General features: G+C 41.4%; 18 protein-coding genes. 2 read left to right on the top strand and 16 right to left on the bottom strand.

Annotated features, from left to right (window positions below):
* Positions 1 to 21 precede the first annotated feature (21 nt).
* The 14 genes from PG418_RS03395 to PG418_RS03330 form a co-directional block, all read right to left on the bottom strand.
* The gene (locus PG418_RS03395) at positions 22 to 291 is read right to left on the bottom strand and encodes a hypothetical protein (RefSeq protein WP_498837056.1); all 270 of its coding nucleotides are present in this window, start codon (positions 289 to 291) and stop codon (positions 22 to 24) included.
* Positions 292 to 310: 19 nt separating this feature from the next.
* A complete protein-coding gene (locus tag PG418_RS03390) occupies positions 311 to 664 on the bottom strand; it encodes a hypothetical protein (protein WP_498837055.1) in 354 nt (117 codons plus the stop codon).
* Between the two features lie 251 nt (positions 665 to 915).
* On the bottom strand, positions 916 to 1707 hold the full coding sequence (locus tag PG418_RS03385; protein WP_008375116.1) for an RnfABCDGE type electron transport complex subunit B: 792 nt from the start codon (positions 1705 to 1707) through the stop codon (positions 916 to 918).
* 18 nt (positions 1708 to 1725) lie between these two features.
* Positions 1726 to 2301 (bottom strand): electron transport complex protein RnfA, encoded by a 576-nt coding sequence (locus PG418_RS03380; protein ID WP_055155598.1) that lies wholly within the window; start codon positions 2299 to 2301, stop codon positions 1726 to 1728.
* 14 nt (positions 2302 to 2315) lie between these two features.
* Entirely contained in the window at positions 2316 to 3017 is a 702-nt protein-coding gene (rsxE, locus tag PG418_RS03375) for an electron transport complex subunit RsxE (RefSeq protein WP_022220472.1), read from the bottom strand.
* A complete protein-coding gene (locus PG418_RS03370; protein WP_022220471.1) occupies positions 3010 to 3612 on the bottom strand; it encodes an RnfABCDGE type electron transport complex subunit G in 603 nt (200 codons plus the stop codon). The genes rsxE and PG418_RS03370 overlap by 8 nt, the downstream gene beginning before the upstream one ends.
* Positions 3612 to 4583, bottom strand: coding sequence for an RnfABCDGE type electron transport complex subunit D (locus tag PG418_RS03365; protein ID WP_022220470.1), 972 nt, complete (start codon positions 4581 to 4583; stop codon positions 3612 to 3614). The genes PG418_RS03370 and PG418_RS03365 overlap by 1 nt, the downstream gene beginning before the upstream one ends.
* 25 nt (positions 4584 to 4608) lie before the next feature.
* A complete protein-coding gene (gene rsxC / locus PG418_RS03360) occupies positions 4609 to 5928 on the bottom strand; it encodes an electron transport complex subunit RsxC (RefSeq protein WP_022220469.1) in 1320 nt (439 codons plus the stop codon).
* Between the two features lie 326 nt (positions 5929 to 6254).
* A complete protein-coding gene (gene rpsA, locus PG418_RS03355; protein WP_008375104.1) occupies positions 6255 to 7334 on the bottom strand; it encodes a 30S ribosomal protein S1 in 1080 nt (359 codons plus the stop codon).
* Positions 7315 to 8169 carry a 4-hydroxy-3-methylbut-2-enyl diphosphate reductase gene (gene ispH, locus PG418_RS03350; protein ID WP_008375102.1) on the bottom strand — a complete coding sequence of 285 codons (855 nt, stop codon included), beginning with the start codon at positions 8167 to 8169 and terminating at the stop codon, positions 7315 to 7317. The genes rpsA and ispH overlap by 20 nt, the downstream gene beginning before the upstream one ends.
* A 47-nt stretch (positions 8170 to 8216) precedes the next feature.
* The gene (locus PG418_RS03345; RefSeq protein WP_156337624.1) at positions 8217 to 8354 is read right to left on the bottom strand and encodes a hypothetical protein; all 138 of its coding nucleotides are present in this window, start codon (positions 8352 to 8354) and stop codon (positions 8217 to 8219) included.
* A gap of 41 nt (positions 8355 to 8395) precedes the next feature.
* Positions 8396 to 9151, bottom strand: coding sequence for a metallophosphoesterase (locus PG418_RS03340; RefSeq protein ID WP_498837054.1), 756 nt, complete (start codon positions 9149 to 9151; stop codon positions 8396 to 8398).
* Between the two features lie 2 nt (positions 9152 to 9153).
* Entirely contained in the window at positions 9154 to 9693 is a 540-nt protein-coding gene (locus PG418_RS03335; RefSeq protein WP_498837053.1) for an RNA 2'-phosphotransferase, read from the bottom strand.
* Positions 9694 to 9848: 155 nt separating this feature from the next.
* Positions 9849 to 10235, bottom strand: a complete 387-nt coding sequence (locus tag PG418_RS03330; RefSeq protein ID WP_498837052.1) for a site-specific integrase — start codon at positions 10233 to 10235, stop codon at positions 9849 to 9851.
* Between PG418_RS03330 and PG418_RS03325 the strand changes: the two genes are divergently transcribed.
* Positions 10229 to 10585, top strand: a complete 357-nt coding sequence (locus PG418_RS03325; RefSeq protein WP_498837051.1) for a zinc-ribbon domain-containing protein — start codon at positions 10229 to 10231, stop codon at positions 10583 to 10585. The two genes, PG418_RS03330 and PG418_RS03325, sit on opposite strands and share 7 nt — an antisense overlap.
* 304 nt (positions 10586 to 10889) lie before the next feature.
* Here PG418_RS03325 and PG418_RS03320 read toward each other — a convergent pair whose 3' ends face one another.
* Positions 10890 to 12077, bottom strand: coding sequence for a C40 family peptidase (locus PG418_RS03320; protein ID WP_498837050.1), 1188 nt, complete (start codon positions 12075 to 12077; stop codon positions 10890 to 10892).
* Between the two features lie 242 nt (positions 12078 to 12319).
* Here PG418_RS03320 and PG418_RS03315 point away from each other — a divergent pair, with 242 nt between their 5' ends.
* The gene (locus PG418_RS03315) at positions 12320 to 12688 is read left to right on the top strand and encodes a VOC family protein (protein ID WP_117556070.1); all 369 of its coding nucleotides are present in this window, start codon (positions 12320 to 12322) and stop codon (positions 12686 to 12688) included.
* A 104-nt stretch (positions 12689 to 12792) separates the two neighbouring features.
* On the opposite strand, the gene PG418_RS03310 is transcribed toward PG418_RS03315, so the two are convergent.
* The gene (locus tag PG418_RS03310) at positions 12793 to 14292 is read right to left on the bottom strand and encodes a glutamate synthase subunit beta (protein ID WP_498837049.1); all 1500 of its coding nucleotides are present in this window, start codon (positions 14290 to 14292) and stop codon (positions 12793 to 12795) included.

The raw sequence follows: 14292 nt of genomic DNA, 5'->3' as shown, positions 1-14292 counted from the left end.
ACAAAAGTGTTCCCAACTTTCTTATTGAGGTGCATCTTTTTTCAAAATATCCTGCACATAATCAATCGGTCTTTTTACTGCTTCCGAAATCATATCATCTGTAAAATCCATTTCATGTAAACTCCAGATAAATTTAACAGTTGTCTCCTCTCGCCCTTCTTCTCTGCCTTCTTCTCTCCCTCTTCTAACTAATATATCACTAAATCCCGTCATCGTCATAGCCACATCCTCCTTAAATTCATCTTCCCATTCAATATGTGAATATGTCTCTATTTCTTCTATATTTCCCACAAATACCTGATTAAGATAATCAAATATCCCTTTCTCTTCTGATTTTTCTCCCATTCGGATTACGAATCCTGAACTTCGAATCAAACCGAATCAACTTATCCGAGCCTCCGGAAAGTTCTGTGTCTTCGCCCCGTATCCGATATTCATCCGTCTCCGAAACCGGTGCGTCACTGACAACCTCATCCGATATAATCGATGCAAGATCCAGACAATTCAGGATCTCTTCCTGCGAACACCCTTCAAATTCCGGAATCACCATCTCCATAATCGGCACAATGATCTCTTTGCTCTTAAAGAGTTTCTTCACGCCCTTGTCATACTCTGCGCCAATATTTACAGATGATGCAATGTCGTATTTTGTCTCTATTTTCATTTCTATTTTAGATGATTTTCCACCTAACCGTCAACCAATAATTTTTCTTTTCCTTCTCCATTTTTTCTATTATAACATACCCCACGATATTCTAAAAATTAAATTTTCCTAACTTTCTCTTTCCATCCTTTCATCCTTCCGCAGTCGAATGAACTCAATAAAAAAAGGATCCGGATGTATTTGCAGAAGCCTAAGAAAAACTTGTTCTTAGCCTCCGAAACAGCATCCGGATCCTTTTTTTCATTATTTATTTACTTAATGATCTTCTTCGGACATTTCTCCGCACATTTTCCACAGTTTGTACATTTTTCCGGATCAATGTGTGCGATGTTATCTACTACATGTACTGCATCAGATTCACATACTTTTTCACACATCTTACATCCGATACATCCTACGGAACATACGCTCATAACGTCTTTTCCTTTATCTTTTGAGCTGCACTGTACGAGATGCTTCTGTTCATAAGGTACAAGCTCGATCAGATGTTTTGGACAAGTGGCGATACATTTACCACAGGCTTTACATGCTTCTTTGTCAACTACTGCAATTCCGTCTACGATATGGATCGCATCGAACGGACATGCCTTTACGCAGCTTCCGAAACCAAGACATCCGAAAGAACATCCTTTTGGTCCGCCATTCTGCATCATGGCTGCCATCTGGCAATCTGTAATTCCTGTATAATCATATGCCTGTTTTGCTTTTTCGCAGGTTCCTGCACATTTTACAAATGCAACTTCGTGTACGCTTTCACCGGCTTCTTCGCCCATGATCGCTGCGATCTTTGCTGCTACCGGAGCACCGCCGACCGGGCACTGTCCTACCGGAGCTTCTCCTTTTGCGATAGCTGCTGCAAGACCGGAACATCCGGCATATCCACATCCACCACAGTTGTTACCCGGAAGTTCTGCGAGAATCGCTTCTTCTTTTTCATCTACTTCAACTGCAAATTTCTTGCCTGCAATTCCAAGGAAGACACCGATGAATACGCCGGTACCGCCTACGATAAGTGCAGCAATCAATACTCCTGTTATACTCATAACACGGTCCTCCTTCTGTTAAATGATTCCTGAGAATCCAAAGAACGCGATGGACATCAGTGCTGCTGTAAGCAGTACGATCGGCGTTCCCTGGAAAGACTCACTGATATCGTTGTATTCGATCTTCTCACGGATACCAGCCATGATCACGATCGCGATCGTGAATCCGACTGCTGTGGAGAATCCGTATACAACACCTTCAAGAATGTTATATCCTTTTGTTACACAGTTCAGTGATACACCAAGTACTGCACAGTTTGTTGTGATCAACGGGAGATATACACCAAGTGCATTATAAAGCGGAGGCATAACCTTCTTGAGGAACATTTCTACAAACTGAACGAGTGCTGCGATAACCAGGATAAATACGATGGTCTGCAGATACTCAAATCCTGCCGGATGTAAGATGAACTGGTAGATCGCACCGGTAATGAAAGATGCGATTGTAATAACGAAAACAACTGCGCCGCCCATGCCGGCTGCTGTCTCAATTTTCTTAGAAACACCAAGGAAAGGACAGATACCGAGGAACTGGCTGAGTACGACGTTGTTAACAAGCGCCGAACCAACTGCTATAATAAGTAATTCTTTCATCTCTTATCTCCCTCCTATTCCTTTTCCTGACCTGTCGGGAACACGTGTCCGTCGCATCCGCCGCATGAAGCACATCCGCCTTCACAGCATCCCTGCGCTTTAACAACTTTCTTTCCTTTTGCTTCCAGTTTCTTCATGATCTTGTTACGTGCCGCAACAAGGAATGCAAGGACAAGGAATGCACCAGGAGCAAGGATGAAAATAGTAACAGGTTCGTAGATATCAGGCATAACCTGAAATCCGAATAATTTTCCGGAACCAATCAGCTCTCTGACGATACCGATGCAGGTAAGACCAAGTGTGAATCCAAGTCCCATACCAATACCATCAAATACAGATGGAAGGACCGGGTTCTTTGATGCATATGCTTCTGCACGTCCAAGGATGATACAGTTAACTACGATCAGAGGAATATATACACCAAGTGATGCATAAAGACTAGGTACAAAACCTTCCAGAAGGAACTGTACCACGGTAACAAGTGTTGCTACGACTACGATAAATGCCGGCATACGAACCGAATCCGGAATGATCTTACGCAGCATGGAAATCAAAAGGTTTGAGAAAATCAATACCACTGTGGTAGAAAGTCCCATACCAATACCGTTGATTGCGGATGTTGTAACCGCCAGTGTCGGACACATACCAAGCATCATAACAAAGGTCGGGTTTTCTTTTACAAGACCGTTATAAAGTCTTTCTGTACATTTATTCATTTCCACTACCTCCTAACGCTGTCTGGTAATATCCAAGTGCTGTGTTGACAGCTCCTGTGACTGCACGGGAAGTGATGGTTGCACCACTCAAAGCATCGATCGGCTGTCCGTCTCCGCCATCTTTGGATACATAGAATTTTTCAGCCTGCTGTCCTGCAAACTGATTGTAAAAGCTTGGTTCTTTCGCACGCATACCAAGACCTGCTGTCTCGCTGATGGAAAGGAAAGAAATGCCATTTACCGTACCGTCACTCATGATACCGACTGTGATCTGGATATCTCCGCCGTAACCATCTTTGTCTGTTACTGTTATAACATAACCAGCTTCGCTTCCATCCATAACAGCAGAATAGACTTCATCTACTGTTGCATTCGTTCCCATCTTTTTGATTGCTTCTTTGGCAGCTTTCTGATCTACGTCCATTGCCTCAAAGGAATCTGCTTCCGGATAAACGGCCTGACAGGCTTCCTGTTTCTGCTTTGCCTGTGTCTGTGCGATTGGACCTTTTGTCACTTCGTAAGCAGCTCCAAGTACCAGACCGGATACAACGGTGATTGCTGCAAGGATCAGTGTATTTTTGATAATCTTATTCATTATTTTTCTCCTCCTTTACCGAAAGGCTTTGGAAGAGTAACTCTCTCGATCAGCGGTACAAGAAGGTTACTGAAGATGATCGCATAAGATACACCTTCTGCTGAACCACCGAACAGACGGAACAGACCAGTCAGACATCCAAGAAGGATACCATATACGATCTGCCCTTTTTTGGTAATCGGGGAAGTTACATAATCGGTTGCCATAAACCATGCTCCAAGCATCAGACCACCACCACAGAGTTCTGCTGTCATGTACTGAACGTTGAAGAATCCAATTCCATCTACAAATCCACCGAAGATTCCGATGAAAAGTGCAAATGTCACAATATATGTACCCGGGATACGAAGATCAATGATTCCTTTGAGAATCAAGATGATCGCTCCGATCACGATTGCGATAACGGATGTCTCACCGATGGTTCCGGCAATATTTCCGATCAGCATGTCCATGCTGTTCACACCGTCAAGTGCTGCATTTCCTGCTTCGATATTAGCACGGATCGTTGCCAGTGGTGTTGCACCGGATACGCCGTCATATACGAAGCTTGTCATTCTTCCTGTGAAGGAAATAAGAAGGAAACATCTTGCTCCGAGTGCAGGGTTCATGAAGTTCTGTCCCAATCCACCAAAGAGCTGCTTTACAACCAGGATTGCGAATACACTTCCGATGATTCCCATCCAGATCGGGGCTGTCGGCGGAAGGTTGAGTGCAAGCAGAAGTCCTGTAACTGCGGCACTGAAATCCTTGATCGTAATCTTTTTATGCATCAGTTTTTCGTAAATGTACTCCGTAAGAACTGCTGCTGCTGTTGTCACAATAACAAGCAGCCATGCATGTGTGTCACGGAAGTTGTAAATTCCAAAGAAAGTTGCCGGTAACAGAGCGATGATAACCCACAGCATGATATTGCCGGTTGTCTCTTTAGAACGGATATGTGGTGAAGATGATACTTTTAACTGTTCACTCACTTTTATTCACCTCTTCCTCTCTATTCTATTTTTTCTTTTTGTTGGCAAGTGCGGTTTTTCTCATCGATCCGATTGCCTGCTTCAGTTGTCTCTTAGCCGGACATACATAACTGCAGGATCCACATTCTACACATTCAAGACCATTGAATTTGAGGAACGCTTCTTCGTCATGGCGTTCTGCAAAATCAGCCAGTCTTGACGGAATAATGCGGCTTGGACAGGCGTCAACGCACCGTCCGCAGTTGATACATGCTGTCGGTTCACAGGCTGATACTTCATCTTTTGACATGCAAAGAATAGATGAAGATGTCTTGGTGATCGGTGTATCGGTCGTATACATCGCAAATCCCATCATCGGTCCACCTGAAATAACTTTTTCACAGCCTTCTTTGAGTCCGCCGGCAGCTTCGATCAGTTCGTTCTGGTTGGTTCCGAAGAGTACTTTGTAGTTACCAGGATTTACAACTCCATCCCCTGTTACAGTAACGACACGTTCCATAGAAGGAATGCCTTTTACTACTGCATTGTAAATGCTGATGATGGTCTCTACGTTGTCTACTACACATCCAGCATCTGCCGGAAGCATGGTAGAATTGATCGCACGTCCTGTATTTGCAAAAATCAGCTGACGTTCTGCGCCCTGTGGGTACTTGGTCATCATCTCTCTGACTTCCATACGAGGCTCGTCCTTGGTCAGCTCTTTTAATTTTGCGATACAGTCCGGTTTGTTATCTTCGATTGCAAATAAACCTTTCGCATTGTCAAAAAGCTTCAGGATCACACGCATACCTTCTACCAGAAGTTCCGGATTCTCCAGCATTCTTCTGTAATCGGCAGTAATATACGGCTCACATTCCGCACAGTTTGCAATGATATAATCAATCTTGTCTGGCTCTTTTGGTGAAAGCTTCACTCTGGTAGGGAAACCTGCTCCACCCATACCTACTACGCCAGCCTCTCCAATGATATTCAGAATCTCTTCTTTTGTCAGTTCAGAAAGAGGTTTTGGCTGTGGATATTCTACTTCTTCATACTGACCGTCATTTGCAATGATGATACTGTTCACTTTAGAACCTGTCGGATTCACACGTGGTTCAATCGCTTTTACAGTACCTGATACGGATGCATAGATCGGTGCAGACACGAAGCCCCCCGCTTCGGCAATTTTCTGCCCTTTAAGCACATGGTCACCTTTTGCTACTACTGGCTTAGCCGGTGCTCCGATATGCTGGGATAACGGGTATACAAGATCACCCTGTGGCAGAAGTTCTACGATTGCCTTGTCTTTCGCAAGACTTTTTCCGTCGTTCGGATGAACTCCGCCTTTAAATGTCAAAAGTCCCATTTTGATATCCTTCCTTCCTGTTTTCTCTCTTATAAATATACTAAAATAAATCCTACAATTCCAGTAACTTTCGTCATTTTATTGTATATTTTCCAGTACATCTTGTCGTTTTTTTAACACAATAGTCTCCTTACACAAAAAAGAGAGGCTACTACGACCTCTCTTTGTGAATTTTCTGACTATTCGGTAAAATTTTTCATCTTACTTATCGAGATCACTTATGGATCCGAAAACTTTTTTCAGCTGTAGTTAGTTATGTCTACCAGTTTTTTTCAAACAAAAGATAGAGACTTCAATCAGTCTCTATCCTTGTATATCTTATTTAATTATTCTTCAGTTTCTTCCTGAGCTTCTGCATTTTCAAGTGCTTTCATGCTAAGGCTGATCTTCTTGTCAGCTTCGTTAAGATCTACGATCTTAGCTGTAATCTCCTGACCTACAGAAAGTACGTCTGAAGGTTTTTCAACATGTGCTCTTGAGATCTGTGATACATGAAGGAGTGCATCTACTCCAGGAGCAAGTTCTACGAATGCACCAAAGTCTGTCATTCTTGCAACTTTTCCTGTTACAACTGTACCTACAGCGTACTTCTCAGCTGCGTTAGCCCATGGATTTGTCTCCGGAAATTTTAAGCTGAGTGCAACTTTTGTATCATGGATATCTTTAACAAGAACTTTAAGAGTTTCACCAACTGTGAATACTTTCTTCGGATTGTCAACTCTTCCCCATGACATCTCAGAGATATGAAGAAGTCCGTCTACTCCGCCGAGATCGATAAATGCACCGAAATCTGTTACGTTCTTAACTGTTCCTTCGATCACATCACCGACTTTAAGTTTAGCGAAGAGTTCTTTCTGCTTTTCTGCTCTTTCAGCAACAAGAAGCTGTCTTCTGTCACCGATGATACGGTTTCTTCTTGGATTGAATTCGCTGATAACAAATTCGATTTCCTGATCTTTGTACTTAGAAAGGTCTTTTTCGTAAGTATCTGATACAAGACTTGCCGGGATGAATACTCTTGCTTCATCTACAACAACGCTTAATCCACCGCCAAGAATCTGAGTAACCGGTGCTTTCAGGACTTCTTTGTTCTCGAATGCTTCTTTTAATCTTTCGTTACCTTTTTCTGCAACAAGTCTCTTGTATGTAAGAAGAACCTGTCCTTCTCCATCATTGACTTTCAGTACTTTAACAGTCATCGGATCACCAACAGAAACAACAGTTGTAAGATCTACACTGTTATCATTGGTATATTCACTTCTGGTGATGATACCGTCTGCTTTGTATCCTATATTTAAGATGATTTCATCTGGCTTAACATCAATTACAGTACCATCTACGACCTCTCCATTATGAATTGTTTTAAATGACTCGTCTAACATTTGTTCAAAAGTTAATTCTGACATTATTTTGAACCTCCTCAATTATATTGTTGGGCGTGGATGCCCCTGCTGTAATACCTACTGTTTCCACGGACCTTAATTGATTCATATCAAAATCGTCAAGTGTCTGTATATAGTACGTATTGTGACATTCCCTGCTGCATATTTCATACAGTTTCTGGGTATTGGAACTATGTTTGTCTCCGATTACAATCATAGCATCCACCTCTTTTGCAATGCTCCTTGCTTCTGTCTGACGCTCTCTGGTTGCATTACAAATCGTATTTAAAACACTTATATCATAACCCTTTTCTGAAATAATTTCAACTAAATCTTTGAATTTATTGTAATTAAATGTCGTCTGAGACACAATACAAATTCTTTCGGATGTAGTATTTTCAAATTTTTCTGCTTCTTCTGCATTTTTTATAACGGTTACATTTTCTCCTGCCCAGCCCCGGATTCCTTCAACCTCAGGGTGATCCGGATTACCAATGATAATGATCCGGCTGCCTTTTTTACTTTCTTCGGCAACAATCTTATGGATTCTTTTCACAAACGGACAGGTTGCATCTACATATTCGATGCCTTTTTCATCCATTAGGTCACAGATTCTCTTTGGAACACCATGAGAGCGGATAATCACCAGTCCTTCTTCCAGACCTTTCAGTTCTTCCTCACTGTGCAAGACTTTTACGCCATGTGCTTCCATGTCCTTTACAACCTCTTCATTATGGATGATCGGACCATAAGTATAGATCTGTTTTCCCATTTGTTTTTCAACCTGCTCATATACTGTATCGACAGCGCGTTTTACACCAAAGCAGAATCCGGCACTTTTTGCGCGTATTACTTCCATTTTTAGGTTCCTCCTGTTGTTTTTATTTTTCTGATAAGTGATTCTTTTTACATACTTAGAAATTTGAAACATGCATAGCGCAGATTCATCCGCATCTTCAGATTACATTTTTCGCCCGGAACAGTAAGTTTTTTCATGAACCGGTTCAGTGTACGTTTCTCATATTCTTCCATCAATTTACACATATGTCGAAAATCTCCCTTCGTCATACACAAATTATAATTTCTCACAGTATCCGAATAATCTGCTCATATATCAGTATTTCTTTCGGTCCAATATTCTTATTATCATGATAATGACCAAAGAACCACTTCTTAAAATTTACCCGCTGCTTCACTAACTCCAGATAATCTGTCATGGAATCTGCTGAAAAAGTCTTATCTACAAATTGTTTCTGGGTACTTGTAGCACAACAATGACTGATAATAAAATCTACCTCATTGTTATACTGAGATAAATTTCTTAATCCTTCTTCCATTTCCTCTTTTGAAGCCATTTCTTCCTTCCACCACGAAATATGATTCACACGATAAGGCAGCCATTCCTTATCCAGTTCTTTCTTTTTCTTCTTGAAATCCGGTGCTTCTGGATCAAGTATTCCACCTTCTATATCATGACTTTTTGCTCCGCCGAATACAAAAAATTTCTTTCCGCAAAGTTGAAAAACCTGTCCTCGCATAAGATGGATCACCGAAGGTCTAATCTTATGTACATTTCCACCATTCCATTTTTCTATAGGATAGCTGTAAAGCCTGTCAAAATTCTCATGGTTCCCCTCACAAAAAAGAGTTGTAAAAGGACGATCTTCCAGCCAGTCCATCCAATGCTTCTCATGTTTATTTTCTTCAAAGCGATTCCATACTCCGCCAAAATCACCGCAGATAATGACATAATCATCTTTTGTCATTTCATATTGTTCCGGGAAAATTTTAGTATTGAACCTGGTAAAATCAGCGTGACAGTCGCCGGTTACATAAATCATCCTTACTGCTCCTCTTTGATTAAATATTTTACAGGGACTTCTTTTGTTAACCATACTCCATTTTTTGATAAGAAAAATGAATATCCATCGTCATACATATCTTTTGTTTTTACGATATAAAGCACTGGTTTTCCGTGACGTGAGCCGACTTTCGTAGCTGTAGCTGCGTCTGATGATAAATGCACATATAGCCTACCCTTTGGAATCAATCCTTGTTGATCAATGGATGCAACATATTTTTCTCCAGTTCCATGCCAGAGCGTTTCAGGCGGTATTGCTGCTGGTAATTCTACATCAACAGGAATCGAATGTCCCTGATTTGCCCGAATCTTTGTTTTATCTTCATTAAAGGTAAATCTTTGCTTATTATCTGTCCAAACAATTTCTTCCAGCATTTCTCTATTAAATTCACGTGTTTTCGAAATTCCGGCAATCAGCCCGTCTACATTTGCCCAACCATGTTCATCTAATTGAATTCCAATTGTTTCTGGTTTATGGCGCAGGATTAAACTTACAAATTTACTTGTACTTGTTAAATTCATTTTCATTCTCTTTTCTTTTGGAAAATTCATATCTTTATATTACCATAATCAAATATACTGCACAATAAATGACCCAACTTATTTATACCGATTTTTGTATAAATAAACCAGGTCATTTTCTTATCACTCTTAATCAACGCAAGCCGTGTAATTCGTTAACTTAAACTTGATAATGAACGCATAACTAAATCAATATCTTTATTTTCCAATTCCTGAATAATATGTAAATATGTTTTCTGTGTTGTTGTTATACTCGAATGTCCCAATCTTCTTGCTACACTAGCAATAGATACGCCTGTAACCAGCAGCAAAGACGCATGCGTATGCCGCAATCCATGAATTGATATTACCGGTATATTACATTCTTTACAATGTCTTGCAAGTATATTATTTACCGTTGAATTGTATACTGCACCATCAACAAAAATTGGTTTATCCTCTGGCAAATGTTTAATTAATTCAGAAAATCTCATTCCTGTTTTTGCAACCAACATAATAAAATAGTCCCAATTCACCTTATCTTTCAGCTCTAGTGATGCCAATAAATTGTTGCCCTACTTGTCACGGTAATTATCCTGCTCGAATCATCGATGTTATAAATGGTGAAGCGGATTGCCCTTATTGTTCCGGTCGTAAAGCACTTCCTGGAAAAACATCCTTTGCCGCGCTTCATCCTGATTTAATGGAAGATTGGGATTTTATTGCAAACTATTGCCTTGTAAATCCCGATGAAATATTAGATACATATTCACAAAAGGTTTGGTGGAATTGTAAAAGAAGTTCTGAACACAAATATCCGTTAAGTCCAGCTGATAAAATTTTCTATCAGAAGAGACATCGTGAATCCTGCCCTTATTGTAAAGGACGCCGTAGAAAAAAGAAATTTTTCTAAAATTAACAAAATAGTTTCATCAAAAAAGGAATTTTCAAATGGTTGATTACCAAATGAAAATTCCTTTATTTTGTACGTTTTCGAGTTTTTATTAAAAAATTGGCTTTTAACTTTCCTCGGAATTATGTACGTTTTCGCCCGTTTTATCAATTTTTCAAATTTAAGTTCTTACGGAATAATGTACGTTTTTGAGCTTTTTCAGTAAAAAAATTTTTTTACTTAAAATTCCTCTTCTAATTAAAAAAGTGCGTAACAGAAATATTTTCTGTTACGCATCTTTTACTTACCTAAAGAGATCTTATTCTTACCAGTATCTTCTATACCAGTGGTATGCATAATTAACACTTGTATAACATACGACCTCACCCGGCTGCGGTGCATGAATCATCTGTCCGCCTCCTGCGTAGATTCCCACATGTCCTCCGTAACACACAACATCACCCGGCTGTGGGTCTGACACTGCCTGTCCGCCACTTCCCTGACTGTATGAGTTACGTGTAATTGGAATACCACATGCCTGATGTGCCAGGTATACAAGACCTGAACAATCAACACCACTTCCCGAAGTACCGCCCCATACATAAGGAACTCCAAGGTATGCTGCTGCTGCACTTAAAATAGCGCTTCCGTTGCCATATGTACTTCCACCGTTATCACTACTGCTGTTATTATTACTTGTATCCGGAGTCACTGTCGGGGTACTTGGCGTACTCGGTGTACTTGGCGTACTTGGTGCACTCGGTGTAACGGTTGTGTTGTTATTACCATTGTTATTTGTTGTATTACCTACAGTCTGTGAACCACTGTTGCTTGTCGATGCAACGGTCGAATTTGACTTTGTTGACTCAGCTGCTTTTGCTGCCTTTGCAGCTTCTTCTGCCTGCCTCTTTGCTTCAGCTGCTGCTACAGCTGCCTGAAGCTGTTGATCCAGATCTGCGACTTCTTCTTTCTTAGATTCCAGCGTATTACTCAGCGTCGTCTGCTCTGCCTCATAATCAGACTGCATAGACTCCAGATTCGCCTGATCTTCTTCAAGCTGTGCTTTCAGATCTGCAATCTGCTGCTTGGTATCAATATATTCCTGAAGCTGCTTTCTGTCATAACTATGTACGTTCTGAACATACTCTGCTTTGTTAAGCAAGTCTGAGAAATTCTCAGCACTGATCAGAGTCTCAATCGCAGTCGAGTTGCCTTCTTCATACATATACTTGATACGCTTCTTCATATCTTCGTACTGCTGATGTTCTTTTTCTTTAGCAACAGTAAGATCATCCTGTGCCTGTGTGATCTGCTGACCTGTTGACACCAGATCATCTTCCAGCTTACTCATTTTTTCAATTAGTGTCTGCAATTCTGACTGAAGAGAATTCACTTCACTCTGTGCTGCATTTTTACTATTCTGCAGATTGCTGACATCATCTGCAAATACTGGCGTAACTACCATTGAACTTGCAAGAACAGATGCCAAAAATACTTGTTTAAATTTTATCATAATCACCCATCCTATATTTTTTACTAATTATTTTCCTAACCTTGTGGTCGATTATATACCATTTTTCTATTTTTTGCAATACAATTTAACATTTTTGTAATATTCTACTAGGGTATCATAATATACTGATATTTTCGTTATCACTCCTAATAACCATTCCTTGCGTAATCCTTATTATTTATGCTAAACTGACTTCATAATCAATAAATCTAGAATACTAAATAAGAAAGAAGGATTCCACTATGAATTTCAAATTCAACCATAACAACTTAAATGTACGTGACCTTGAAAAATCAATTCAATTCTACAAAGATGCACTCGGACTCACCGTAGTCCGCGAAAAAGATGCTGCTGACGGAAGTTTTAAGCTCGTCTACCTCGGTGATGGAAGCTCCGTTCATCAGCTCGAGCTCACCTGGCTTCGCGACATGGACCGCCCATACGACCTCGGCGACAACGAAATCCACCTCGCCTTCACCGTAGACGACATGGATGCCGCCCTCGCACACCATAAAGAAATGAACTGCGTCTGTTTCGAAAATGAGTCCATGGGCATCTACTTCATCGAAGACCCAGACGGTTACTGGTTAGAAATTGTACCTGAAAAATAAATCTATTGCACATTTTCATTAAAGGCGTAGCCCGCCGCAAGGTGCAGGAACCACTTCCTACACCTTGCGGCGGGTTACGCCTTCATAAAATCAAACGCCACTAATTACTGTACTGACAGATTCGTATACCCCATCAGATCCAGATCTATCTGCTGTGCCGCTTCTCTTCCTTCCCGGATTGCCCACACAACCAGCGACTGTCCTCTGTGCATATCTCCTGCCGTAAATATATTCGGCACATTCGTTTTATACTCACCCGGAGCTGTTTTAACATTCGTGCGCTCATTGACTTCCACACCGAATGCCTTTGTCACATAATCCTCACTTCCGAGGAACCCCGCTGCGATCAGCACCAGTTCTGCATTTACCGTGTACTCACTTCCTGCGACCTCTGCCATCATCATACGTCCGGTCTTTTCATCCTTCTTGCTTTCCAGTTTCACAAGAACCACCTTGCAAAGATTTCCATTCTTATCTTTGACAAATTCCTTTACCGTTGTCTGATAAACCCTCGGATCATGTCCCCAGAGAGCAATTGCTTCCTGCTGACCATAGTCTGTCTTGCAGACTCTCGGCCACTCCGGCCATGGATTCATAGCGCTTCTCTCATCCGGAAGTTTCGGCATCATTTCCAGCTGAAGAACGGATTTTGCACCATGACGGATCGACGTTCCAACACAGTCATTTCCCGTATCGCCACCACCGATGACAATTACATTTTTGCCCTTTGCAGAAATATATTCGCCTTCTTTCAGCTGCATCTCATTTTTCCAGAGACATTTCGTAGTTGATTTCAGAAAATCTACTGCAAAATGGATTCCTTTTGCATCTCTTCCGGGTACTTTTATATCACGCGGATGGGATGCACCGCAACAAAGCACCACCCGGTCAAACGCTTTCAGAAGTTCTGCAGATTTCTTATCTTTTCCAATATTGCAGCCAGTTTCAAAACGGATGCCTTCTTCTTCCATTACTGCAAGTTTCCGGTCGATGAACTGTTTTTCCAGCTTCATATTCGGGATTCCATAACGGAGAAGTCCACCCGGCTTATCTTCCCGCTCAAATACTGTTACCAGATGTCCTCGTTTATTTAACTGATCTGCGACTGTGAGACCGGAAGGTCCGGAACCGATTATCGCTATCTTTTTGCCGGTACGCGCTTTCGGCGGACATGCTTTTGCATATCCCTTTTCGTAAGCATTTTCAATAATCCCATATTCATTTGCTTTAGTCGTCACCGGGCTTCCATGCAGGTTGCAGGTACATGCCGCCTCACAAAGTCCCGGGCATACCCTGGAAGTAAATTCCGGAAAATTGTTTGTCTTTTTCAGCCGGTAATATGCCTCTTCCCAGTTGCCGTGATAAATCAGGTCATTCCACTCCGGCACCAGATTATGCAGAGGACAGCCGCTTGCCATCCCTGCGATCATCTGTCCCGCCTGGCAGAACGGGACGCCGCATGCCATAAATCTGGCGCCCTGTATTTCCTGCTCTTCTTTTGACAGAGGCGTGTGGAATTCCCGGAAATGCTTAATTCTCTCTTTTGGAGATTCGCACTCTGCATCGCGTCTGTCATAATCCATAAATCCTGTTGCTTTTCCCAC

Origin of the sequence: Bariatricus sp. TF06-38A, from assembly GCF_027690675.1 — a bacterium.
Taxonomy (GTDB): Bacteria; Bacillota; Clostridia; order Lachnospirales; family Lachnospiraceae; genus Allocoprococcus; species Allocoprococcus comes.
The sequence above is the reverse complement of the archived record's forward strand: the minus strand, read 5'-3'. Positions and strand labels throughout refer to the sequence as shown.